We start from the raw sequence: 23,222 nt of genomic DNA, 5'->3' as shown, positions 1-23,222 counted from the left end.
TTGATGCATTCGCCGCCACGAGAAGGGTTCCATGCTGCAGGCCACCAAGCTGCTCCAGATCAGTCGGATCTATGTCGAGCCGGCGGCTGCCGCGCTCCCGCGGGGCCAGGAGATCCTGGCGCGCTGGCCGGAGGCGGACGTCGTCGAGGTCGCGAGCCACTGGCGCATCCCCGAGCTCAGCGGTGACGAGGCGAACGTCAAGCGCTGGGTGCGGATCAAGACGGAGGCGCTGATCATCGGCGTCAAGAAGTCGCTCACGGCCAAACCCAACGGCAGGTCGGCGGACTTCATCGCGCCGTCCACGGCCAACGGGTGCGCCATGGCGTGCGCCTACTGCTACGTCCCGCGGCACAAGGGGTACAGCAACCCCATCACGGTGTTCGCCAACATCGACCAGATCAGCGGTTATCTCGAGCGGCACGTTCGCCGTCAGGGCATGAAGCTGGAACCGAACCAATGCGACGACACCGCCTGGGTGTACGACATCGGGGAGAACAGCGACTGCTCGGTGGACGCCCTCGTCAGCGACAACGTGCAGGACCTCGTGAACCTGTACCGCGATCTGCCCACTGCGAAGCTCTCCTTCGCCACGAAGTACGTGAACCGCGAGCTGCTCGGGTGGGATCCGCAGGGCCGTACCCGCATCCGCTTCTCGCTCATGCCGGAGAAGCTCGCCCGTATGGTCGACGTGCGGACCACACCGGTGGCCGAGCGGATCGCCGCCATCAACGACTTCGTGGAGGCGGGCTACGAGGTGCACGTGAACTTCTCCCCGGTCATCGTCACGCCCGGGTGGCAACAGGACTGGCGGGAGCTCTTCCAGCAGCTCGACGCCGCCCTCCCGCCCGCAGCGAAGCAGCAGCTCGCCGCGGAGGTCATCTTCCTCACGCACAACCAGCAGCTGCACGAGGTGAACCTCGGGTGGCATCCGCAGGCGGAGGAGATCCTCTGGCGGCCCGAGCTCCAGGAGACGAAGCGCTCGGAGAACGGCTTCGCCAACGTGCGCTACATGGCCTACGACAAGCGCGGCTACCTCGACGAGTTCCTGCGCCTCGCCGCCACGCACCTGCCCTACTGCCGGATCCGTTACGCCTTCTGAGGTCGGGCCCCGCGCGCGTGTGGCCCGGCCCCGACGAGTGCGCGGTCCGACCTGCGCGCATGGTGGACTGGACTTAATCACCCACCATCCCGACGACCGCGGGGAGCCGCTGATATGACCGTGCCGAAGCCTGAGACGCGCCATGAGGCGCACGCCGTACCGCCCCGTGACACGCGGCCCGATGGCTGGCATCTCGCGCCGGAGCTGCCGCGCCCGGTCATCATGGACCAGTTCTGGGCGGACGCCGTGTTCCTGCACTGGCGGATCGCGCCGGAGGCCGTGGCGCGCTACATGCCGGCCGGCGTCGTGCCCGACGTCGTGGACGGCTCCTCCTGGGTGGGCCTCATCGGGTTCCGGATGGTCGGAGCGGGGATCGGCGAAGGGCTGCCCGTGCCGTTCTTCGGCAGCTTCACCGAGATCAACGTGCGCCTCTACTCGCGGGGGCCGGACGGGACGCGCGGAGTCGTGTTCGTGACCCTCGACGCCTCACGCCTCGCCGTTGTGCTCGCCGCGCGGGCCGGCGGTATCCCGTACGTGTGGTCGCGGTGCGCGCCCATCGTCCGGGGATCCGGTCCGGACCAGGAGTACGGGTACGACGTCGACCGCTTCCGGAGGCAGGGTGGCACGCGCTTCGCGGTCCGGCCCGACGTCGACACCATCGCCGACGATCACCTCTCGCTCGAGCTGACGGCGCGCTTCGGGCTGCACAGCACCCTCGCGGGGCGGACCCTGTACATCCCGAACACCCATACGCCGTGGCCGCTGCACCCTGCGGTGCTGACCGAGTTCGACGACGCCCTCCTCGGTTCGGCTGGCCTGCGCGTCGAGGGCCCGCCGGAATCGGTGCTGTTCTCGCCGGGCGTGCAGACCCAGTTCGGCAAGCCCCGCGTGGTCCACCCGGCCTGACGAAAGGCCCCCTTCCACCCGCAACCGTCTCGCAACTGGTCATGCCTCAGGGCGGTCCGCCGCGGCGGGTGTCCAGACCCGGGGGTACTTCACCCCCGCAGGGGAGCAGATACCCCGGGAATGCGCACCACGGGTGGATGCACGCACGGCAGGTCCGTCAGCCGTCAGCCGTCAGCCGTCAGCCGTCAGCCGTCAGCCCAGGCTGATGCCCGACGGCCGGATGCTCAGTGACTCGATGGTCGACTCCCGGGTGGCATCGACGGCGAGGCGCACGGCCTTCGCCACCTGGTCCGGCTGGATCCACGCCTCGGGGGTGTATTCCTTGCCCTCCCATGCCTGGAGCTGTTCCTGCATGTCGGTGGCGACGCGGCCGGGGTGGATGGAGCTGACGCGCACGCCGTGCGGACGCTCCTCCTCGCGAAGGGCGTCGGTGAGCGCGCGCAGGGCGAACTTGGTGCCGCTGTAGACGGCCGAGCCCGCACCGGAGGCGTACCCCGAGCCGCTGTTGATCGCGATGATCTGCCCCCCGGCGGAGCGCAGTGCGGGCAGCAGTGCCCGGGTGAGCGAAGCGACCGCGAACACGTTGACCTCGAAGCTCTCCCGCCAGGCGTCGTCCGCGACGTCCGCCACCGCGCCCATCCGCAGCACGCCCGCGGAGTGCACGAGCACGTCGAGCCGGGGGATACCGGCGACGGCGGCGGCCACCTGGCCGGCGTCGCGCAGTTCAGCGGCGAACGGCTCCGCCGACGGGAACGACGACGACAGGTCGGCCAGCGCGCCGAGGTCACGCCCGCCGAGCAGCAGGTGGTGGGTGGAGCCGAGCTCCTCGGCGATGGCGCGGCCGATGCCCCGGGAGGCGCCGGTGATGAGGGCTACGGGGTTCGAGGACATCTCCTCAGCCTAGCAACGGGGACCGTTACGGCGTTCGGCCGGCCGCTCCGGAGTCGCATCAACCGGCCGTTCAAAATCCGCTCCGGAGGATGCGATGACCGCCTCGCTCCAAACCCGGGGCATCTGCTTCCTTGCAGGGGTGCAGTACCCCCGGGTGTGAGCACCCGCCGCGGCGAACCCCGACGGAGGTGCGGGCACGACGACGCCCGCACCTCCCGGAGGACGTGCGGGCGTCGAGGCGGGTCCGGCCTGAGAAGGCCGAGGCTCAGGCGGTCTGCGAGAGTGCGGCGATCTCCTCGTCGGAGAGCTGCAGCTCGGCGGCCTTCGCGGAGTCCGTGATGCTCTCGGGCCGCGAGGCGCCCGGAATGGGGATGACGGTCGGCGCGAGGGCCAGCTCCCAGGCGAGGCAGACCTGCTGGGGGCTCACACCATGCTTGTCCGCGGCCTCCTGGAAGGGCGCGAAGCTCTCACCGAGTCCGCTGGCCTTCTGGATGCCTCCGAGCGGGCTCCACGGGAGGAAGGCGATGCCGTTCTCGCCGCAGTAGCGCAGCTCGTCCTCGCTGGAACGGAAGGCGGGGGAGAACTGGTTCTGTACGGAGACGAGCCTGCCGTCGAGGATCTGGTTCGCCTTCCGGATCTGGTCCACCGTGGCGTTCGAGATCCCCGCCATGCGGATCACGCCGTCGTCCAGCAGGTCCTTGAGGGCACCGATGGAGTCCTCGTAGGGCACCTCGGTGTCCGGGCGGTGGAACTGGTACAGGTCGATCGCGTCGCCGCCGAGGCGCTGGAGCGAGGCCTTCGCGGCTTCCTTGAGGTAGTCCGGGTGCCCGTTCTGGGTCCAGGAGCCGTCACCGGGGCGGAGGTGGCCGCCCTTCGTGGCGATGACGACGTGCGAGGTGTCGGAGCCGTAGCTGCTGACCGCGCGGCCGATGAGCGTCTCGTTGTGGCCCACCTCGTTGGCGTCGCGGTGGTAGGCGTCGGCGGTGTCGATCAGGGTGACGCCGGCGTCGAGCGCGGCGTGGATGGTGCGGATGGAGCGGTCCTCGTCGGGGCGACCCTCGATGGACATGGGCATTCCCCCGAGGCCGATCGAGCTGACCTGGACAGATCCGAGTGTGCGTTGCTGCATGGTCGTTCTCCTTCGGGTAGGCGTGCTTCCTCATGGTAAGCACGCTTCGGACCAGCCCGCGACCCGCGCCGGTCACCCGGGGACGTCAGTCGAGGGTGAAGATGCGGCGCACCACACGGCCCTCGGCCAGGGCGTCGAGGCTCTCGTTGAGGTCCTCGAGCGGGCGTGTGTCCGTGTGGAGGAGTTCCACCGGCAGGATGCCCCGGCGCCACAGGTCGAGGTACGCGGGGAGGTCACGCTCGGGCACGGCGTCGCCCATGTAGGAGCCGAGCAGGCGCCGGCCCGCTCCGGCGAACTGCAGGGCCTGGAGGTCCATGCGCTGGTCGGGGCGGGGGAGGCCCACGGACACCACCGCGCCTCCGCGGGCGAGCAGCTCGAGGCCGGACTCGATGACGCGCGCACTGCCCACGGCCTCGATGACCACGTCCGCACCGCCGTCGGTGAGGCGTCCCACGAGCTCGGCGGCGTCGTCGGGCGCTCCCGCAAGCTCCGCACCGCAGCGCAGGCCGAGCTCCTGCTTGGCGGGCAGCGGGTCGATGGCGATGACCTGCGCCCGGGCCACCTTCGCGGCGGCCATGACGGCCATGAGCCCCACGGCGCCGAGTCCGAACACGACGACGGACTGCCCCGGCCGGACCGCCGCGGTGTTGAGGACGGCTCCGATCCCGGTGAGCGCCGCGCAGCCGAACATGGCGGCGACGTCGAAGGGGACGTCGTCGTCGATCACCACGACCGATTCGCGGGCCACCACCGCGTACTCGGCGAAGGCGGAGACGCCGAGGTGGTGGTTGATGCGCCCGCCGTCCTGCCCCGTGAGCAGGGCGGGCCCGTGGAGGAGGTCACCGCTGCCGTTGGCCTCGGCGCCGCGGTAGCAGAGGGCCGGGCGCCCGGCGGAGCAGGCGCGGCAGGAGCCGCACGCCGGGACGAACACGAGCACCACGTGATCACCCTCGCGGACGTCGTCCACGCCGGCACCGACGCGGTCGACGACGCCCGTGGCCTCGTGGCCCAGCGCCATGGGCAGCGGGCGCACCCGTGATCCGTCGATCACCGAGAGGTCGGAGTGGCAGAGGCTCGCCCGGGTGATCCGCACCCGTACCTCACCGGCACGGGGTTCGGGCACGGGCACCGACTCGAGCGTCAGCGGGGTGCTCCCCTTGTAGGGGCGGGCGAGATCGGCGATTCGGAGCACCGCGGCGCGCATCATCGGGCTCGTGGGGCTCATCGTCGGGTTCCCTCGTCATATAGGTGCGGACTGCGTCAGTCTAGAGGGGGGCCAGTAGCGTTACGAGGGTCACCCCGACACGCGCATCACCTTCGAGGAGAGCCGCCGCATGGAAGTACCCCTGTACGTCTGGACGGCAACGGTGGTCTTCATCGTGGGCCTGCTGGTGTTCGACTTCTTCTTCCACGTTAGGAAGGCACACACGCCGAGCCTCAAGGAGTCGGCGGTGTGGTCCTCGATCTACGTGGGGATCGCGCTCGTCTTCGGCGTGGGTGTCCTGGTGTTCGGCGGCTCCACCATGGGCACCGAGTACTTCGCGGGCTACGTCACCGAGAAGGCTCTCTCGGTGGACAACCTGTTCGTGTTCCTCATCATCATGGCGAGTTTCAAGGTGCCCCGTGCGGATCAGCAGAAGGTGCTGCTCTTCGGCATCGTGTTCTCGCTGATCGCGCGCACGGGCTTCATCTTCCTCGGCGCCGCGCTGATCAACAGCTTCGCCTGGGTGTTCTACATCTTCGGCCTGATCCTGCTGATCACGGCGGGCAACCTGCTGAAGCCCGGCGGGCACGACGACGGCGGGGACAGCACGATCATCCGCCTCGCCAAGCGCTTCCTCCCGGCGTCGGAGCACTACGACGGCGACAAGCTGTTCACCGTGGAGAACGGCAAGCGGGTGCTCACGCCGATGCTGCTCGTCATGGTGGCCATCGGCGCCACGGACATCCTCTTCGCCCTGGACTCGATTCCCGCGATCTTCGGCCTGACGCAGAACACGTTCATCGTGTTCACGGCCACGGCGTTCTCGCTCATGGGCCTGCGCCAGCTGTTCTTCCTCATCGACGGCCTGCTGGACCGCCTCATCTACCTCTCCTACGGGCTCGCCGTGATCCTCGGGTTCATCGGTGTGAAGCTGATCCTCCACGCACTGCACGAGAACAACCTGCCGTTCATCAACAACGGTGAGCATGTGGACGTGGTGGAGATCAGCACGGGGCTCTCGCTGAGCGTGATCCTCGGGGTGCTGGTGGTCACGGTCCTGGCGTCCGTCCTCAGCCCCAAGGGCCGGGCGAAGAACGCGATCTCGGGCGCGAAGCGGCACGCCACCGAGTACGTGGATCTGACCTACGAGACGGACATCGTGGAGCGCGAGAAGATCTACGCGAAGCTGTGCGCCGAGGAGGCGGACCTCAAGAAGCTGCCGGAGAAGTACAAGCGGCTCATCCGGAACGAGACCGAGTTCATGGACCTCATCCGGAAGGCGCACGCCGAGCACGACCATGCGCTCGAGCGGGAGCCAGGCCGCTAGATGCGCCGCCGGGAGCTACGGGGTGTCGCTCGGGACGATCCGGCCGAGGACGCCCTGGCCGCCGTTCACGCCGTCGACGCCGCTGCCCAGGATGTCGCCGAGGAGTTCGGCGTGCGATCCCGGGGGAAGCGGGATGCCCGGACGGCCGAGTGAGCGCACGTCCAGGCCCGTGAGCAGGCGGGACGCGAAGGTCTGCCGAGCGGGGGGCTGGGCGAGGGCGCCGAGGGGGAGCACCGAGGACAGGCCCACGATGTCCTCGCCGTCCTCGTCGATGTCGAGGCAGGCGGCGCGGGGTGCGGGGCGCCAGGAGTAGGGTGCGCGGCAGTGGGGCGCCACGTCGGGGCAGGTGTCGTCGATCAGTTCGTTGACCGCCTGGGCCACGAGGTCGGCGTCGTCGGTCTCGAGCGCGAGGACGCCGTGGAGGTACGCATCGAACTCGAAGTAGTCGGTGGAGCCGCCCATGTTGCAGTAGTGCATCCACGTCTCGTAGGCCGTGAGCCCTGCGAAGCTCATCGCCGTCCGCGTCTCCTCGTGCTGCATGTCCATCTCCTCGTCGTGGTCCTCCAGCGGGCCTGCCTCCACTCTGACGAGCGCGCCTCAACTGAACCGGGGCCTCAGCCTCTGTTTTGGCGCAAGCGACCCGTCGGTTCCCACGGTTGGGTACGGAGAGGCGGACTCATCCGTGGGGCGACCGGTGACGAACAAGGTTCAGCGGTAGTGCCGTACGTCACAGTCGTGGGATACGGACCGAGAATGCCGGGATGACAATGGGGGACGGATGAGGCGCGATCCACAGCAGTGGCTGGCCCAGCAGGCGCTGGTGGAGGGCGGATTGAGCGCCTTCGACGTCTGGGTGGTCTACGCCGGGCTCGGCGGCTCGGAGGACGGCATCCAGGTGGATGCGTACCTCAACGGTCTGCTGACCGCGGCTCGGAAGGACAGGAACCTCATTGCACGCGCGGTCAACGTGCTGCTCGACGAGAGCGCGGACAGGGGCCTCCGCGCTCCGATGCACAGCGAACCGGCGTGGCTCGACGGCGACGAGATGTTCCGCTCCTACCCCGGCTGGGACGTGACTCCCGCCGACCTGATCGCGCCGCTCGTCGGTCCCGTCCGCGCCGAGGCCCTGCGGCTGGCGTCCCTGGAACGCACCGGATTGCTCCGCCCCGGCGGAGAGGAGGAGTTCGACGCCGTGACCCGGGAGGCGGTGCGCCGCTTCCCGGGGTGCTCGGCGTCCCTGGCGCTCATCACGGCCGAACACCAGATCATCAAGTCCGTCGCCGGCCCCATCGGCACCGACGGCCCGCGTGCAACGTCCTTCTGCCACCACACGGTGGGCGGCTCCGGCGCGTTCGTGGTCACGGACGCGACGAAGGACGAGCGGCTGATGGCCAACCCGCTGGTGACCGGCGCCCCGCACATCCGGTTCTACGCCGGCTACCCCGTCCGCGGACCGGGCGGCTGGCGCGTGGGGTCGCTGTGCGTCATCTCGGAGACCTCGCGGGGCTTCACGCCCGCCGATGCCTTCTCGCTGCAGGAGCTGGCGACCGCCGTGCAGGCGCTGATCGGCGTCCGATGACGCGCGGTCCATGGCATCAGGGCATCAGGGGATCAGTGCCCGGAGCTCAGTGGACCAGCTTCAGGCCGATCACGCCGCCCACGATCATGAGCAGGAACACGATCTTCAGGAGCGACGCCGGTTCCGTGCCGGTGACCATCGCGTAGACGACGGTCAGTGAGGCGCCGATCCCCACCCACACGGCGTAGGCCGTGCCGACCGGCAGGCTCCGCATCGCGTAGGCGAGACCCGCCATGCTCGCCACGATCGCCAGCCCGAACACCACCGTGGGCCCCAGTTTCGTGAAGCCCTCCGACTTTCCTAGCGCAGTGGCCCAGACGGCCTCCAGCACTCCCGAGATGACAAGTACGATCCACGCCATGACGTCCTTCCGCGGGCCGTCTTGTCGCGTTCCGGGTACGGCACCCCTCGTCCGGGAAGCGGCTCGTCGCGCTTCCCCTTCATCGTGTCACGCGTCAGCGGTCACCTGGCCGCCGGAAACCTTCCACCGGTTGTCCAGCCTCACGTTCTCGAGGAGCCGGCGATCGTGCGTGACGAGGAGCAGGGCGCCCGTGTAGGACTCCAGGGCGTCCTCGAGCTGCTCGATCGCGGGAAGGTCCAAGTGGTTGGTGGGCTCGTCGAGCACGAGGAGGTTGACGCCGCGCGCCTGCAGCAGGGCCAAGCCTGCGCGCGTGCGCTCACCGGGGGAGAGGGAGCCGACGACGGCTCGCGCCTGGTCCGCCTTCAGCCCGAACTTCGCGAGCAGCGTGCGCACCTCACCCTGCGTCATCTCCGGGACGAGGGCCTCGAACGCGTCCCCCAGCGGCAGGGTCTCGGCGAGCTGGCCGCGGGCCTGGTCGATCTCCCCGACCGCCACGCTGGAGCCGAGGGACGCGCCGCCGCCGTCAGGGCGTTGGTGCCCGAGCAGCAGGCGCAGCAGAGTGGACTTGCCCGCGCCGTTGGGGCCCGTGATGCCGATGCGCTCGCCGGCGTTGACCTGCAGCGAGACCGGGCCGAGCGTGAAGGAGCCCTGCGTCACCGTGGCGGCGTTGAGTGTGGCGACCACCGAGCTGGAGCGCGGCGCGGCACCGATGGTGAACTGCAGCTGCCACTCCTTGCGGGGCTCCTCCACCTCCTCCATGCGGGCGATCCGCGATTCCATCTGGCGCACCTTCTGGCCCTGCTTCTCGGCGGAGTCGATGTTCGCCCGTCGGCGGATCTTGTCGTTGTCGGGACTCTTCTTCATCGCGTTGCGGACGCCCTGTGAGCTCCACTCGCGCTGCACCCGTGCGCGCGAGACGAGGTCCTGCTTCTTGTCGGCGTACTCCTCGTACGCCTCGCGTGCGTGCCGGCGCGCCACGGCGCGCTCCTCGAGGAAGGCGTCGTAGCCGCCGTCGTACACGGCCACCTTGTTCTGCGCGAGATCGAGCTCGACGACGGTGGTGACGCAGCGCGCGAGGAACTCGCGGTCGTGGGACACGAGCACCGCACCGCCGCGGAGGTTCTGGATGAACGCCTCGAGGCGCTCGAGGCCGGCGAGGTCGAGATCGTTGGTGGGTTCGTCGAGGAGCACGATGTCGAAGCGGCTCAGCAGCAGGGTGGCGAGGGCCACGCGGGCCAGCTGCCCGCCGGAGAGGGCAGTGGTGGGTGTGGCCGGATCGATGGCTCCCGCGACGTCGGCGAGCACGGCGGGCATGCGGTCCTCGAGGTCCACGGCGCCGGAGGACATCCAGTGGTCGAGCGCGACGGCGTAGGCGTCGTCCGCGCCCTTCGCGCCGCTGCCGAGCGCCGCCGCGGCCTCCTCCATGGCGAGCGTCGCCGCCGTCGTGCCGGTGCGGCGACCGATGTACGCGGCGACGGTCTCGCCCGCGAGGCGCTCGTGCTCCTGGGGCAACCAGCCCACGAAGGCGTCCGGCGGCGTGGTGCGCACCGTTCCCGCGAGGGGAGTGTCGGCACCGGCGAGGAGTCGCAGCAGCGTCGTCTTGCCGGCGCCGTTCGCGCCCACCACGCCGACGACGTCGCCCGGGGCGACCGTGAGGTCGAGGTTCGAGAAGAGGGTGCGGTGGGCGTGGCCCCCGGACAGGTCCTTCGCCACGAGGGTTGCGGTCATGCGACCAGTCTAGGAGTGCGGGGTCGTGCTGCCGTCCGGGCCGCGGCACCCGCCGTCGGTCCGGGACGTTCACGGGGAGGGTCGGTCCGTTCACCCTCGAGGCCGACCGGCGGTCCCTGCTTCGGATCCGCCCGCGCTCGGAAGGGATACGTACATGATCGACCGCACTCCGCTCCTGGGCCTCACGGCTCTGGTCCTCGCCACCGCGCTCATCACCGGATGCGCGCCGACGTCCGGCGGGGCGCCCCGCGGTGCCTCCGCCGACGTCACGATCGGCGCGGACCTCGCCGCCGAGGATCTCGCGAGCGATCTCGACGTGCCGTGGTCGCTGACCTACCTCGGCGACGCGCTGCTCGTGAGCGAGCGAGACTCCGCGCGGATCGTCGAGATCGCCGCGGACGGGGAGCAGCGCGAGGTCGGCGTGGTGCAGGGCGTGGAACCCGGCGGTGAGGGCGGACTGCTCGGCCTCGCCGTCGACGACCAGGACCGCCTGTACGCCTACTCCACCGGCGCGGACGGCAACCGGATCCAGCGCATCGAGGTCGAGGGCGCTCCGGGCTCGCTCTCGCTGGGTGATGCCGAGACGCTCGTCGACGGACTACCGCGCAACACCACCCACAACGGCGGCCGGCTGGCCTTCGGACCGGACGGCATGCTCTACGCGGGCGTAGGCGACGCCGGTGATCCGGACAGTGCGCAGGACCTCGACTCCCGCGCCGGGAAGATCCTGCGCATGACCCCCGACGGCGACGTCCCCGCGGACAACCCCTACCCCGGCTCGCTCGTGTTCAGCCACGGACACCGGAACGTGCAGGGCCTCGCGTGGGCGGCGGACGGCACCATGTTCGCCACCGAGTTCGGCCAGAACACCTGGGACGAGCTGAACATCATCGAGCCCGGGAAGAACTACGGCTGGCCGGTCGTCGAGGGCATCGCCGGGGAGGACGGCTTCGTGGACCCGGTGCAGCAGTGGGATCCGGCGGAGGCGAGCCCCAGCGGCATCACCGTGGTGGATGACACGATCTTCATCGCGAATCTCCGCGGCGCCACATTGCGGGCCGTTCCGGTGGGGGACCCGTCCACACGGACGGATTACCTCGTCGGCGAGTACGGGCGGCTCCGCGCCGTGCTCGAGGCAGCGGACGGCCGGCTGCTGGTCCTCACGAACAACACCGGCCGCGACACTGCGGCGCCGCAGGGTGACGACCGCATCATCAGCCTCGACCTGCCCGGCTGACCGGACCGCCCGACGAGAACACCTGACCGGACACCTGACCGGACACCGAACGGGCAACCCGCCGGGCGTTACCCGGTGTTAACACGCCGGACTGCCCAGTGACCTGACTGTTGCCTAAGCTACTCGAATGAGTCAGCCCACCAGCCCCGACCAGGCCTACCTGCAGTCCATCGACGACCGGACGCGCAGGCTCGCCGCCGAGGCCGTACCCACGCCGTCGACCTTCGACGGCGCACCGGGTGAGTTGTCCGACGTCGTCGAGCAGGCCGTGGACGCCCTCGCCCCGAGGCTGGAGCACGTGGTCCGCCACCTGCACGCGCACCCGGAGACCGCCTTCCAGGAACACCACAGCGCCATGCTCCTGCACCAGGAGATCACCCGGCACGGCATCGACGCCCGGCTGGGGGTGCACGGCGTCGAGACGTCGGTGCGCGCCGAGATCGGTGATGCCGCCAAGGGCCCGACCATCGCGATCCTCGCGGAGTACGACGCCCTGCCGGTCATCGGCCACGCCTGCGGTCACAACGTGATAGCCGCCGCCGGTCTCGGGGCGTTCCTGGGGCTCGCCGCCGTGGCCGACCGCCTTCCGGGACGCGTGCTGCTCCTCGGCACCCCGGCCGAGGAGGGGCACACGGGCAAGGAGGTCATGGCGCGCAACGGGGCGTTCGACGACGTCGACGCCGCCGTCATGGTGCACCCCTACGGGTACGACCTCGCCGACCAGGTGTGGCTCGGCCGGCGCCTGCTGACCCTCACCTTCATGGGCGTCGAGGCGCACGCCTCCGCCCAGCCCTTCATGGGCCGCAACGCGCTCGACGCCGCGAGCCTCGCCTACCAGGGCATCGGCCTGCTGCGCCAGCAGCTCCCGCCGTCGGACCGCGTGCACGCTACCATCACGCACGGCGGGGACAGCCCCAACATCATCCCCGGCCGCGCCGTCATGAAGCTCTACGCCCGGTCGCAGCAGCCGGCCACGCTGAAGGACCTGAGCGCGCGCCTCGAGGACATCGCCCGCGGGGCGGCGCTCATGACCGGTACGGGTGTGGAGCTCCAGTGGGACGAGCACCCGCCGTCGCTCCCCATCCGCACCAACGGTGCGCTCACGGGCCGCTGGGTCGCGGCGCAACAGCGGCGCGGGCGCTCGCCGCTGCCGCTCGGCGTCGTCTCCGACACCCTCGCCGCGTCCACCGACTTCGGGAACGTCAGCTACCGCATCCCCGGCATCCACCCGCTCATCCGCATCGCCGAGCCGTCCACCGCGCTGCACACGCGCGGGTTCGCGGAGGCGGCTGCCGGTCCGGCTGCGCTGGAGGGCGCGGTCGACGGCGCCGCCGGCCTCGCGCTCACCGCCCTCGACTACCTGTTCGACGGCGATCTGCGGGCAGCCGTCGAGCACGAGTTCGAGGAGCAGGGCGGCGCCATCGACGTGCCCTCCTACTTCGACTGACCGTTCCGCTCCCCACGCACCGCCACGACGCACCGCCACGACGCACCGCCACGACGCACCTCCCGACGCTTCGCCCGACGCCCAGCAGCAGCCAAGGAGAACACATGTCATCCACCGCAGCAGCCCGCCCCGGCCTGACGGACCGCTTCCTCACCGGCGTGGAACGGGTGGGCAACAAGCTGCCCGATCCCTTCATGCTCTTCCTCATCCTGTTCGGGATCACGGCCGTCGTCACCACCTTCATGGCGCTCGCGAACGTCACCGTGCAGGTGCCCGGAGCCGAGGAGGCGACCGTCATCAAGGGCCTGTTCACGGGTGAGGGCATGACCTGGCTGACGCAGAACATCGGCGCCAACTACCTCGGCTTCCCGCCGCTCGCCACGGTGCTGCCCATCCTCCTGGCGGTCGGGGTGGCTGAGAAGTCCGGCCTGCTCGGCGCGCTGATCCGGCGGGTCTTCGGATCCGCCCCGCGGTGGGCGCTGCCCTACGCCGTCGGGTTCGTGGGCGTGGTCGGGTCCGTGATGTCGGACTCCGCGTTCGTGATCATCCCGCCGCTGGCCGCCCTCGTGTTCAAGGCGGCCGGACGCCATCCGGTCGCAGGGCTCCTCGGCGGCTTCGCGGCGGCCGGAGCCGGCTACTCCACCAACCTGCTCGTCACAAGCCTCGACGCCCTGTTCGCCGGGATCACGACGGCGGTCACCGAGAACCTGCCCAACCCCGGCTCGCCCGTGACGCCGCTCTCGAACTACTACTTCAACATCGCGTCCTCGGTGGTCCTGATCCTCATCGCGGGCTTCATCATCGACAAGGTGCTGGAACCGCGCCTCGACCGCCAGAAGGTGCCCGTGGACGAGATCGTCGAGGACGGTGAGCAAGCCTCCGCGCCCGTGATCCTCACGGCCGAGCTCGAGCCCGTCGAAGCCCGGGGCCTGAAGTGGTCGATGATCGTCGGTGCGATCGTCGCCCTCGTGATCCTGGTGGCCGTCATCGTGCCCGAGTCGCCGTGGCGGAACGAGACCGGCGGCTTCCTGCCGCGTTCGCCGCTGCTCAGCTCGATCGTGTTCATCGTGTTCCTGCTCTTCACCATCCCCGGGCTGGTCTACGGGCGGATCGTCGGGACCATCACCACGGGGCGCGACGTGCCGCGCGTCATGGGCGAGGCCATCAAGGACATGGCGGGCTTCCTGGTGCTCGCGTTCATCCTCGGCCAGTTCATCGCGCTGTTCAACTGGTCCGGCATCGGGTCCTGGATCGCGGTGGCGGGAGCCTCGGGCCTTCAGGCGATCGGACTGACCGGGTACCCGGCGATCATGGCGTTCATCCTCCTGGCGTCCGTCCTCAACTTGTTCATCGTCTCAGGGTCCTCGATGTGGACGCTGATGGCCTCGGTGTTCGTGCCGCTGTTCGCGCTGCTGGGGTACGAGCCCGCCTTCATCCAGGGCGCTTTCCGCGTGGGTGATTCCGCCACGCAGGTGATCACCCCGCTCAACCCCTACATGATCGTGCTGCTGACCATGCTGCGGAAGTACGAGCCCGAGGCCGGCCTCGGCACGCTGATGGCGCGGATGCTGCCCTTCGTGGTGCCGTTCTGGCTCGCCTGGGTGGCCATCCTGACGGTGTTCTTCTACCTCGATCTGCCGCTGGGGCCGGGCAACGGGATCTTCATCCCGCAGTAGGCGGCGGTGGCGCGGGGGCTGTTGCCGGGTACCCGTCGCCGCGTTCCCTCGGGCGGCCGTCGCCGTTCGCACGGGGCCGTTGCCGGGTCTTCTTCCCGGGCTATTCGAGGGCTATTTCGAGGGCGACTCCGCGCGCGCGGCGGGAGCTACGGCTTCCGGCGTCGGGCCCCGAGGGCAAAGCCGATGACGCATGCGCCCGCGGCGATGCCCGCCATCAGCAGCGACCAGCCGATTGCCGTCGATGCGCCTGTGCCCCGGTCGTCGCCCAGCAGCGCGACGGTCAGTCCGACGACGACGCACGTGAGCCCGGCGAGGGTCACGATCCGCGGGTGGACGGTCATGCGTCCGTACCCGCCGGTGCACCCGGCCCGCCCGGCCCGCCCGGCCCGCCCGGCCCGCCCGGCCCGCCCAATTCGTCGGGTCGTCCGTGCCCGGGAAGGCCGCGCCCGGTCGCTCCGGGGTGGCCCGTCCGCCATCCCGTCACGGCGGCGCAGAGGCACAGGCCACCGACCAGCAGCAGGAGACCTGGCGTCATCGTAGGTCCGTAGGGGTCATCGAGGGTGATGGTGAGGTCCGAGCTGTAGGCGACGCTGAGCTCCCGACCGGGCGCGGGTCGCACGGGAAGGGCGTCGAAGCCCGGCGGAGAGGCCAGCAGCGTGGCGCCACCAGCGAGGACGGCGAGGGTCGCCGCCGCGGCGAGCCCGCCGAGCACGAGCGTCACATGGTGGGGAGGTGCGGCAGCAACGCACCGCGCGGATGCCGTCCGCGGCCGAGCGACCAGGCGAGGATCACGAGGCCTACCACGGCAAGCCCGTACCCGAAGAGGTCGACGGCGGCCGGTCGTCCGTCACCGGGCACGAAGGTCGTCTCGGAGAGCGGGGCGTAGGCGAACCAGCCGAAGCTCCCCGACGGAGCGGTCAGGGCAGCGACCACGAGCGCCACTCCCACAAGCGCGCAGCTGACACCCGCGAGAAGCAGGCCCCCGCTCCACCTCCGCTGTGGGCTCGTGCGCATCCGTCCCCCGTTCCTGCCCGTGGCCGCTCCGTGGTGGCTACCGCGACTCTAGCCACCAGTGCGGGCCGCGGATAGACGCCCGCGGTCCTCAGGCTGCCCCGTGCCGCTGGACAAGACCTCGCCAGGTCCGCTTCCTCCCACTCCACGGGTGCTTGAGTAGGGAATACCGCGTTCATCCCTCAGGAACGAGCCGTGCACTGGGAGGAACGGGGATGTCCGGGCGCGGTGGCGATCCGCGGAGGCGCCCGCGGTGCGGACGATCCCACAGTGACGCCTCCCACCGTGGGCATGTGCTCACCAGCCCACGCGTCGATGCTGCAGAGTGGGACGGTCCACCGGCTGTGCGCCCCACCGCCCAACGGCTCACCGGGTAGCGGCGCCCGGCTGAGCGCCACCGCGCAACGGCTCACCGGGCGCCGCGCCGGCCGGACGCCGGAATAGGGGCCTGACCACGCAGGTTATGCGGGAAACACCCACCGATCGGAAGGACCCCACCGTGACCACGGTCTACGCCCTGCACGAGAACCCCGAGTGGTTCCCGCCGTTCGCGCAAGCCTTCGAGGCCGAGGGCGTCGAGGTGGTGGAGTGGTTGTTGACCGACGGCGTGCTGGACCTCGATGCCGTGCCGCCGGAAGGCATCTTCTGGTCACGCATCAGTGCCTCGGCGCACACCCGCGACCACGGCCTGTCCAAGGACTACGCCCGGTCCGTGCTCTCCTGGCTCGAGGCGCACGGGCGGCGGACGGTCAATGGACGCCGGGTCCTCGAGCTCGAGATGAGCAAGGTGGACCAGCTGACGGCGCTCAGGGCGGCAGGGATCGACACCCCGCGCACCGTGGCCGCGATCGGCCGGGATCGTATCCTCGAGGCCGCGCAGGGCTTCGACCTGCCGCTGATCCTGAAGCACAACCAGGGCGGCAAGGGCCTCGGCGTGCGGAAGTTCGACACCCACGAGGAACTCGCCGCGTACGTGGCGTCGGACGAATTCGAGGAGCCGCAGGACGGCATAACCCTCGTACAGGACTACATCCAGGCGGCCGAGCCGTTCATCACCAGGGCGGAGATCGTGGGCGGCACGTTCGTCTACGCCATCAAGGCCGATACCGCGCGCGGAGGGTTCCAGCTCTGCCCCGCGGACGCGTGTGCCATCGATCCCGAGACGGGCAAGCCGATCATGCCGCCCGGGGCGACGATCGAGCCCGAGCCGGACCAGCAGCTCTTCAGCCTCCGCGAAGGGTTCGACCACCCGGTGATCGCGCGCTTCGAGGAGTTCGCGCGTCGGAACGACCTCGAGGTGTGCGGGATCGAGTTCATCGAGACGGCGGACGGCCGGATCCTCACGTACGACGTCAACACCAACACGAACTACAACGCGGCGGTCGAGGCAGTGGCGCCGGTGTCGGCGCCGCGGGAGCTGGTCAGGTACCTCAAGACCCTCGGCTGAGGGGGGAGCGGCGCGGAGGCGGAGTCGGCCGGGACGCGCCGTTCACCGGTGGGTCGCCCGCAGGCAGTCTGCTGATCACCTCGGCTTCCTACGGTGGACGGGACGTCCCCCAAGGAAAGGCCCCACCCATGAAGCTCCGCCCGCTCGCCGTGCTCCTCGCCGGCGCGACCCTCGCCACCACGGCCGCACTGCCCGCGTCCGCCGCGCCCGCGCGCGACGACGTCGTGCTCGGAACACCGCACGCCGCCGCCCACGCCCACAACGACTACGAGCACGACCGCCCGCTGTACGACGCCCTGGCGAGCGGCTTCACGAGCGTGGAGGCGGACGTCTGGCTCGTGGACGGCGAGCTCCTCGTGGCGCACGATCTCGACGAGGTGACGCCCGGGGTGACCCTGGAGAGCCTGTACCTCGACCCGCTGGACGAGCTCGTCCAGGGCCGCGCGAGCGGGGTGTACCCGGGCTGGAACGGCGAGTTCCAGCTCCTCGTGGACATCAAGGGAGACGCCGAGCAGACGTGGGCGGCCATCGAGGCCGAACTCGAGGAGCACCGCAGCATGCTCACGCGCTACAGCAACGGCAAGGTCAAGCAGGGCGCGGTGAGCGTGGTCATCAGCGGGAACCGCCCGCTCGCGACCATGGCCGCGGACCGCCAGCGCCTCAGCTTCTACGACGGCCGGGCGACGGACCTCGGAGGCGCGCTGCCGTCGTCGCTCATGCCGCTGATCAGCAACAACTGGACCCAGCTGTTCACGTGGCGCGGGATCGGCGAGATGCCCGTTGCCGAGCGCGCGAAGCTCGAGGCCTACGTGGCAGCGGCGCACGAGCAGGGCTCTCGCGTCCGCTTCTGGGAGACGCCGGACCTCCCGGGCCCCGCCCGCGAGGCGGTCTGGACCGAGCTCGCCGATGCCGGTGTGGACCACATCAACACCGACGACCTGCCGGCCCTCGAGGCGTTCCTCGCCGCGCGCGGCTGACGCAGCGACCACCGAACCACGAACGACGACGGCGCCTCCGCGGACGAGCAGGGGCGCCGTCGTCGTGCCCGGACGGATCCCGCGCCCGGTGGCCGGGCCGCACAGCGTACGCACAGCTGGGCGAAAGAATCGCCACACACCGACACCCCGCCCGGTACCTCGATCATCACGACGCTGCGGCGCACGGAGGGCTCGGTGCGGATCACGGTGGTGGATGACGGCCCGGGGATCGACCCCGCTCTGCTCGGAGCGGTCTTCACACGCTTCCGCCGCGGGGACACCGCGAGGACCACGAGTACCGGCAGCACCGGTCTGGGCCTGGCGATCGTGCAGGCGCTCGTCGAGGCGAACGGAGGCGGCGTCGTCGTGGAGAGCGAGCCCGGCCGCACCGAGTTCCGGGTGAGCCTCCCCACGGGCTGAGCGGCGTCGCTCCCGCCGTCGGGTCATCCGCTCGCGGGCACCCGCCCGGACCCCGCGCGGCGGGAATGCCGGTCCGGCCTCGGTGGTTCCGTCAGCCATGAAGTCAATCGTCTATTCCTCCACAGGCCCCTCGTCCGTCCTCTCCGTCGTCGAACGCGAGGTGACGGAACCGGGTCCGGGGGAGGTGCGGGTCCGTGTGGTCACCTCCGGGGTGAACCCCACGGACTGGAAGGCCCGCGCCGGCGGGGACGTCCCGTTCCCCGAGGTGGTACCGAACCAGGACGGCGCAGGCGTCATCGACGCCGTGGGCGACGGCGTCACGGGTCACCGGATCGGTGACCGCGTCTGGCTGTACCTGGCGGCTCACGGTCGACCCACCGGAACGGCTCAGGAGTTCGCCGTGGTGCCCGCCGAGCGTGCGGTCGGCCTGCCGGACGGCGTCGACGTCGCTCTCGCGGCGAGCCTGGGCGTGCCCGCCATGACGGCGCACCGTGCGCTGACCGTCCACGAACACGGCCCCTCCCGCCTCGCGCCCGGTGCCCTCGCGGGGCGTGTGGTGCTCGTGCAGGGCGGCGCCGGGGCGGTGGGCCATGCGGCGATCCAGCTCGGCGTCTGGGCCGGGGCGACCGTCATCGCCACGGTCAGCAGCGACGCGAAGGCCGAGCTCGCCCGGTCTGCGGGGGCACACCACGTGCTGCGCTATCCCGACGACGCGCTCGCGGATCGCATCGGTGAGGCCGCGCCCGACGGCGTGGATCACGTCGTCGAGGTGTCTCCCGCGCAGAACGCGGCGCTCGACGTGGCGGTGATCGCCAACCACGGCAGCATCGCCTACTACGCGAACAACGGCGGGGACGACTTCTCCGCTCCGATCATCGCGAGCTTCGTGAAGAACGTCCGGTGGCAGGGCCTGCTGCTCTACACCGTGGGGCAGGAGGCGCTCGACGCGGCGGCGGAGGACATCACCGCCGCCCTGCGGGACGGCGCGCTGCCCGTCGGGGAGGATGCCGGGCTTCCCCTCACCTGGTTCCCGCTCGAGGAGACCGGCGCCGCCCATGACGCCGTGGAGAGCGGGGCCGTGGGCAAGGTCCTCGTCCGCGTGGCCGACGAGACCGCCTGATCCCATGCCCGCCGACACCTGCCCCTGCGGGTCCGCCGCGCCGTACGAGGAGTGCTGCGCACCGCTCCACCGGGGTGGCGCCGCGGCGACGGCGCTCGCCCTCATGCGGTCGAGGTACTCCGCCTTCGCCCTCGGGCTCGAGCAGTACCTGCTCGACTCCTGGCATCCGTCGACCCGACCGGACGGCGTGGATCTCGACGGGGACGTGGAGTGGCGGCGCCTGCAGATCGTCGACTCGACCCTCGGCGGTCCGTCGGACGATGCAGGGTTCGTGGAGTACCGGGCGTCGTTCCGCAGCGGTGGGAAGGCGGGGCTGCTGGAGGAGCGCAGCCGGTTCACCCGGGAGGGCGGGCGCTGGCTGTACGTCGACGGTGACGCGCGCTGGAGCTAGGGGTGCAGAGGTTCTCAGGAGTTCGCATGACCCATGGTTGCGTGATGTGAGAAGTACTCCGCCAGTACTGCGTTGTCCTCGTAGGCAAGATGCATCGCTCCCACGTGCGACTCGGAGAACCAGGCGATGCGTTGGCCCTCGGTCAACGTGAGATCGTCCAGGTCCACTCCTAAGGGTGCGGTGAAGGTGTTCTCCACCCCGTACGATCGCCAGGTCCTTGTGAGGAAGTGAATCGAATCCGCCGGCAGCACGATTCCGAGTTCTTCCTGGACTTCGCGTTGGATGCACGCCCTGGCTGATTCTCCCGGTTCGAGCATGCCGCCGGGGATGGCCCACATGTTCGGAAACGCGATGGTGGGCTTGTCATCGCGAAGCTGCAGGAGGACGGCGCCGTCAGGATTGACGAGGATTATCTGGCATCCCTCGATGCCTCCGGCGCTGCTCATGCCATGAGTGTAAGCAAACGGTTTCGTCCGTCCGTAGCTCGCTGTCAGGTCGCCCGGGAGCTGACGTGCATCGGTGCTGCAGGTCGCGCTCGGTTCGAGCGACGAAGAGATCGAGCGTTGACCTTTTGCTGCCGGTGAAAGATGCCGCGTCCGCACTCAATCGCCGGCACCGTCTACTCCGCGCTTGTCGCTGTCGAACGAGTGTCGGTTGTTCCTCACAGTGTGCTGGTGCTCGCTCACCCAGTCCCCGAGTGTCAGCACCACGCTCTGGAGCGAGCGCCCGAGAGCGGTGAGTTCGTACTCGACCCGCGGCGGCACCTCCGGGTAGACCGTCCGGGAGACGAGGCCGTCGCGTTCGAGTGAACGCAGGGTCACCGTGAGCATGCGGCGCGAGATGCCGGGGATGATCTCGGAGAGTTCGGTGAACCTCTTCCGTTCCTCGCCGAGGACACCGATCACCAGCAGGGTCCACTTGTCGCCGATGCGGGAGAGCAGTGATCGGAACAGGTCCGGGTCGTCGCTCGTACACAGGTCGGCCATCGTCGGCATGGACTCGATCAGCCGAGCCTGGAGGGCATTGATACTCGTCTGCTGCGTCATCGGCACTCCTCTGAGTTACTCCTGCGTAACAGGGGGTCGTTTGCGGTAACGGGGGCCTGCCGGGTTGAGTTACCGATCGTAACTGTAAGCGGGTCGACGACCCGCGATCACTAGAGGAGTGTCATGTCCCTGTTCCGTCTTGATGCCAGTATCCGCACCGAGGGTTCCACGAGCCGCGCGCTGGGCGACATCGTCGAGGGTGAGTGGAGCGCCGCTCACCCCGACTCGGTGATCACCCGACGTCATGTCGGAACCGAACCCGTCCCCGCGACAGCATGGGCGGAGGCCGTGGGCGCGTCGATGACGCCCGACACCGGCCGGACACCCGGTCAGAAGGCAGCTGTTGCCCTGGCACGCGAGTTGACCGACGAGCTCGTGGCCGCCGACGCGATGCTGTTCGCCGTGCCGCTGTACAACTTCGGCGTCTCCCAGCACTTCAAGTCCTACGTCGACATGGTTCTCACCGATCCACGCATGGCCCCGGGCGCAGTTCCCGCGACGGCGGGCACACCTGCCGTGCTGGTGACGGTACAAGGAGGTAACTACTCCGCCGGCACACCGAAGGAGGGCTGGGACCACGCCACCTCCTGGATGCGGCGCATCCTCGAGGACGTCTGGCAGCTGGACCTCGACGTGGTGACCCGCGAGTTCACGCTCGTCGGCGTAAACCCCGCCCTCGACCAGTTCACCGAGCTGGCCGACGAACTGAAGCTCCGTGCCGAGGATCAGGCCACCCAGCACGGACGCGGGCTCGCTCGCCTGCAACGGGTCGGCTGAGCGTTGGGCGCCCGAGGGTGAACGACGACGGCGCCTCCGCTCACCGCGGGGGCGCCGTCGTCGTTCGCTGTGTGAGCCGCACTGGTGCTACGGCGTGACGGGAAGGGTGCCCGCGTAGTCCGTGCTGTAGCCCGTGACCGGGGCGTGCGGGATCTCCTCCCACACCGCGGGATCCGTCTGCTGCACCTCGCCGTTCGCCAGGCCGCTCAGCAGCGTGCGCATGGCCACGATGTTCTGCTGGATGCTCTTGCCGCGGGCCTTCTGGCCGAGCGAACCGTCACTCGTGTTGCCGGAGGTCTCGAAGAACACCACCGGGTTGGAATGCCCCTCGGGGTTGAGGTTCTGGTGGTTCAGTCCGAGCATCATCGCGGAGACGACGCCGCCCTTGATGTCGATCTCGAGGCTGCCGCCCACCTGGTACCGGTCCATGGTGATGTAGCCGGCGCCCTTCAGTTCCTCGTACACGTAGCCGTGCATCTGGCGGGTGAGGACGTCGTACGCGCCACCCTGCAGGGTGGGCAGCGTGGGCCCGCCCGGCGCGAGCGAGATCCCGAGGGAGAGCGTGACGTCGTCGCCCGTCCCGTACTGCTGCTTGAGGCCCTGGTGGTGGATGTCGATGCCGTAGGCCGGGTCCACCTTGGTCCAGTACTCGTAGAAGGCGAGTGACTCGCGTGCCTGGAACTTGCCCGTCACCCAGTCGCGGTTGAGGTCCACGATCAGGTTCTGGCCGTTCGCGTCCGTGCGGGGAGCGTTCGCCGCGCTGTCCCAGAGGACGGTCTGGCGGATGTTCAGCTCGCTGCCGTCCGGGTTGTACATGGGGATGAAGTGGATGGTGAAGGCGTCGCGGATCTCGTCGTACTCCGGGGAGCCGTTGGTCCCGAGGTCCTTGAGCAGGCTCAGGATGGATTCGGCGCCGTAGGGCTCGTTGCCGTGGATGCGGCCCTGCACCCAGACGTCCTGCGGCCCGTCGCCCACCGTCGCGACGTAGAGGTCACGGCCCTGCTCACTCGTGTTCACCGTGGTGCCCGCCTCGGCGAGCGTGAAGACGTCCACGCCGTACCGGGAGTTCTGCTCGATCTTCTCGAGCTCCTTGACGGTGTCCGCGTAGGTGAGAATGCTCGCGATGCTGGTGGTGCCGTTGGGCGACGGGAAGTTGCCCTTGGCCTGCGCCGGTCCCGACGTGAGGAGCGGCAGTGCCAGCAGGGTGGTGAGGCCGAGGGCGAGGGACCTCGACCGGGTGGAGCGGCGGGTACGGGTGGTGGGGCGGTCGGTGCTGCTGCGAATCACGGATGTCCTCCATTGGCGCGTAGGTGATGGCGGCCGGGCGCCGGTCCGCATCCCCTGCGGTTGGCGGTGCCCAATGGCTGGTGTGGTTCACCGTACCCGGCCCGCCACCGCGTGCACAGGGTGCTGAGCATCCGGCGGCGGTCCGGCCGTCGGGTCCAGCAC

General features: G+C 70.0%; 24 protein-coding genes, 1 pseudogene and 1 riboswitch. Of the genes and pseudogenes, 13 read left to right on the top strand and 12 right to left on the bottom strand.

All coding sequences use genetic code 11. The annotated features are described in order from the left end of the window. Positions 1 to 31: 31 nt before the first annotated feature. Complete coding sequence (locus tag AC4D16_RS08085) at positions 32 to 1,099, top strand: spore photoproduct lyase family protein (RefSeq protein ID WP_490954552.1); 1,068 nt, start codon at positions 32 to 34, stop codon at positions 1,097 to 1,099. Positions 1,100 to 1,321: 222 nt separating this feature from the next. Further along, positions 1,322 to 2,005: a YqjF family protein gene (locus tag AC4D16_RS08080; RefSeq protein WP_490948753.1), complete on the top strand. Its 684-nt coding sequence runs from the start codon at positions 1,322 to 1,324 to the stop codon at positions 2,003 to 2,005. A 192-nt stretch (positions 2,006 to 2,197) separates the two neighbouring features. Here AC4D16_RS08080 and AC4D16_RS08075 read toward each other — a convergent pair whose 3' ends face one another. From AC4D16_RS08075 to AC4D16_RS08065, 3 genes are all read right to left on the bottom strand, one after another. Beyond that, the gene (locus AC4D16_RS08075; protein WP_490947902.1) at positions 2,198 to 2,896 is read right to left on the bottom strand and encodes an SDR family oxidoreductase; all 699 of its coding nucleotides are present in this window, start codon (positions 2,894 to 2,896) and stop codon (positions 2,198 to 2,200) included. Between the two features lie 265 nt (positions 2,897 to 3,161). Beyond that, positions 3,162 to 4,025, bottom strand: a complete 864-nt coding sequence (locus tag AC4D16_RS08070; protein ID WP_490947903.1) for an aldo/keto reductase — start codon at positions 4,023 to 4,025, stop codon at positions 3,162 to 3,164. 85 nt (positions 4,026 to 4,110) lie between these two features. Then, positions 4,111 to 5,229 carry an alcohol dehydrogenase catalytic domain-containing protein gene (locus AC4D16_RS08065; protein ID WP_490954689.1) on the bottom strand — a complete coding sequence of 373 codons (1,119 nt, stop codon included), beginning with the start codon at positions 5,227 to 5,229 and terminating at the stop codon, positions 4,111 to 4,113. A 130-nt stretch (positions 5,230 to 5,359) separates the two neighbouring features. On the opposite strand from AC4D16_RS08065, the gene AC4D16_RS08060 reads away from it, so the two are divergent. Continuing rightward, positions 5,360 to 6,556: a TerC family protein gene (locus AC4D16_RS08060; RefSeq protein WP_490954551.1), complete on the top strand. Its 1,197-nt coding sequence runs from the start codon at positions 5,360 to 5,362 to the stop codon at positions 6,554 to 6,556. A 15-nt stretch (positions 6,557 to 6,571) separates the two neighbouring features. On the opposite strand, the gene AC4D16_RS08055 is transcribed toward AC4D16_RS08060, so the two are convergent. Then, positions 6,572 to 7,096: a hypothetical protein gene (locus AC4D16_RS08055; RefSeq protein WP_490954550.1), complete on the bottom strand. Its 525-nt coding sequence runs from the start codon at positions 7,094 to 7,096 to the stop codon at positions 6,572 to 6,574. Between the two features lie 238 nt (positions 7,097 to 7,334). On the opposite strand from AC4D16_RS08055, the gene AC4D16_RS08050 reads away from it, so the two are divergent. Further along, the gene (locus AC4D16_RS08050; protein WP_490954549.1) at positions 7,335 to 8,135 is read left to right on the top strand and encodes a GAF domain-containing protein; all 801 of its coding nucleotides are present in this window, start codon (positions 7,335 to 7,337) and stop codon (positions 8,133 to 8,135) included. A 46-nt stretch (positions 8,136 to 8,181) separates the two neighbouring features. On the opposite strand, the gene AC4D16_RS08045 is transcribed toward AC4D16_RS08050, so the two are convergent. Together AC4D16_RS08045 and AC4D16_RS08040 are read right to left on the bottom strand one after the other, a co-directional pair. Beyond that, entirely contained in the window at positions 8,182 to 8,496 is a 315-nt protein-coding gene (locus AC4D16_RS08045) for a DMT family transporter (RefSeq protein ID WP_490947907.1), read from the bottom strand. A gap of 10 nt (positions 8,497 to 8,506) precedes the next feature. Next, a riboswitch (guanidine-III (ykkC-III) riboswitch) is annotated at positions 8,507 to 8,574 on the bottom strand. A 9-nt stretch (positions 8,575 to 8,583) separates the two neighbouring features. Continuing rightward, the gene (locus AC4D16_RS08040; RefSeq protein ID WP_490954548.1) at positions 8,584 to 10,224 is read right to left on the bottom strand and encodes an ABC-F family ATP-binding cassette domain-containing protein; all 1,641 of its coding nucleotides are present in this window, start codon (positions 10,222 to 10,224) and stop codon (positions 8,584 to 8,586) included. 154 nt (positions 10,225 to 10,378) lie between these two features. Between AC4D16_RS08040 and AC4D16_RS08035 the strand changes: the two genes are divergently transcribed. From AC4D16_RS08035 to AC4D16_RS08025, 3 genes are all read left to right on the top strand, one after another. Further along, a complete protein-coding gene (locus AC4D16_RS08035) occupies positions 10,379 to 11,461 on the top strand; it encodes a PQQ-dependent sugar dehydrogenase (protein ID WP_490947909.1) in 1,083 nt (360 codons plus the stop codon). 127 nt (positions 11,462 to 11,588) lie between these two features. After that, on the top strand, positions 11,589 to 12,908 hold the full coding sequence (locus tag AC4D16_RS08030; protein WP_490954547.1) for a M20 family metallopeptidase: 1,320 nt from the start codon (positions 11,589 to 11,591) through the stop codon (positions 12,906 to 12,908). Positions 12,909 to 13,012: 104 nt separating this feature from the next. Next, positions 13,013 to 14,584, top strand: a complete 1,572-nt coding sequence (locus tag AC4D16_RS08025) for an AbgT family transporter (RefSeq protein ID WP_490954546.1) — start codon at positions 13,013 to 13,015, stop codon at positions 14,582 to 14,584. A gap of 146 nt (positions 14,585 to 14,730) precedes the next feature. Here the strand turns inward: AC4D16_RS08025 and AC4D16_RS08020 are convergent, their stop codons facing one another. From AC4D16_RS08020 to AC4D16_RS08010, 3 genes are read right to left on the bottom strand one after another with little or no spacing between them, the layout of a single operon-like run. After that, positions 14,731 to 14,925, bottom strand: coding sequence for a hypothetical protein (locus tag AC4D16_RS08020; RefSeq protein WP_490954545.1), 195 nt, complete (start codon positions 14,923 to 14,925; stop codon positions 14,731 to 14,733). Continuing rightward, a complete protein-coding gene (locus AC4D16_RS08015) occupies positions 14,922 to 15,305 on the bottom strand; it encodes a hypothetical protein (RefSeq protein WP_490954544.1) in 384 nt (127 codons plus the stop codon). Before AC4D16_RS08015 ends, AC4D16_RS08020 begins: the two co-directional genes overlap by 4 nt. Then, positions 15,302 to 15,598 carry a hypothetical protein gene (locus AC4D16_RS08010; RefSeq protein WP_490954543.1) on the bottom strand — a complete coding sequence of 99 codons (297 nt, stop codon included), beginning with the start codon at positions 15,596 to 15,598 and terminating at the stop codon, positions 15,302 to 15,304. Before AC4D16_RS08010 ends, AC4D16_RS08015 begins: the two co-directional genes overlap by 4 nt. Positions 15,599 to 16,058: 460 nt before the next feature. Between AC4D16_RS08010 and AC4D16_RS08005 the strand changes: the two genes are divergently transcribed. From AC4D16_RS08005 to AC4D16_RS07985, 5 genes and pseudogenes are all read left to right on the top strand, one after another. Then, positions 16,059 to 17,042 (top strand): ATP-grasp domain-containing protein, encoded by a 984-nt coding sequence (locus tag AC4D16_RS08005; RefSeq protein WP_490954542.1) that lies wholly within the window; start codon positions 16,059 to 16,061, stop codon positions 17,040 to 17,042. 128 nt (positions 17,043 to 17,170) lie between these two features. Next, positions 17,171 to 18,019: a phosphatidylinositol-specific phospholipase C/glycerophosphodiester phosphodiesterase family protein gene (locus AC4D16_RS08000; RefSeq protein WP_490954541.1), complete on the top strand. Its 849-nt coding sequence runs from the start codon at positions 17,171 to 17,173 to the stop codon at positions 18,017 to 18,019. 156 nt (positions 18,020 to 18,175) lie between these two features. Then, positions 18,176 to 18,439: pseudogene (locus tag AC4D16_RS07995) on the top strand (ATP-binding protein); the annotation flags it as partial. Between the two features lie 97 nt (positions 18,440 to 18,536). Continuing rightward, positions 18,537 to 19,559 (top strand): NADPH:quinone reductase, encoded by a 1,023-nt coding sequence (locus AC4D16_RS07990; protein ID WP_490954540.1) that lies wholly within the window; start codon positions 18,537 to 18,539, stop codon positions 19,557 to 19,559. 4 nt (positions 19,560 to 19,563) lie between these two features. Further along, positions 19,564 to 19,950: a YchJ family protein gene (locus tag AC4D16_RS07985; protein WP_490947917.1), complete on the top strand. Its 387-nt coding sequence runs from the start codon at positions 19,564 to 19,566 to the stop codon at positions 19,948 to 19,950. 14 nt (positions 19,951 to 19,964) lie between these two features. Here the strand turns inward: AC4D16_RS07985 and AC4D16_RS07980 are convergent, their stop codons facing one another. Together AC4D16_RS07980 and AC4D16_RS07975 are read right to left on the bottom strand one after the other, a co-directional pair. Next, a complete protein-coding gene (locus AC4D16_RS07980) occupies positions 19,965 to 20,396 on the bottom strand; it encodes an NUDIX hydrolase (protein WP_490954539.1) in 432 nt (143 codons plus the stop codon). A gap of 156 nt (positions 20,397 to 20,552) precedes the next feature. Next, positions 20,553 to 20,996: a winged helix-turn-helix transcriptional regulator gene (locus AC4D16_RS07975; RefSeq protein WP_490947919.1), complete on the bottom strand. Its 444-nt coding sequence runs from the start codon at positions 20,994 to 20,996 to the stop codon at positions 20,553 to 20,555. 123 nt (positions 20,997 to 21,119) lie between these two features. On the opposite strand from AC4D16_RS07975, the gene AC4D16_RS07970 reads away from it, so the two are divergent. Further along, complete coding sequence (locus tag AC4D16_RS07970; protein WP_490947920.1) at positions 21,120 to 21,773, top strand: FMN-dependent NADH-azoreductase; 654 nt, start codon at positions 21,120 to 21,122, stop codon at positions 21,771 to 21,773. Positions 21,774 to 21,860: 87 nt separating this feature from the next. Here AC4D16_RS07970 and AC4D16_RS07965 read toward each other — a convergent pair whose 3' ends face one another. Continuing rightward, entirely contained in the window at positions 21,861 to 23,060 is a 1,200-nt protein-coding gene (locus tag AC4D16_RS07965) for a M14 family zinc carboxypeptidase (RefSeq protein ID WP_490954538.1), read from the bottom strand. Positions 23,061 to 23,222 lie beyond the last annotated feature (162 nt).

This window comes from Arthrobacter sp. TJ-236 (assembly GCF_058269235.1).
This window is presented reverse-complemented; position numbering and strand designations above follow the sequence as displayed.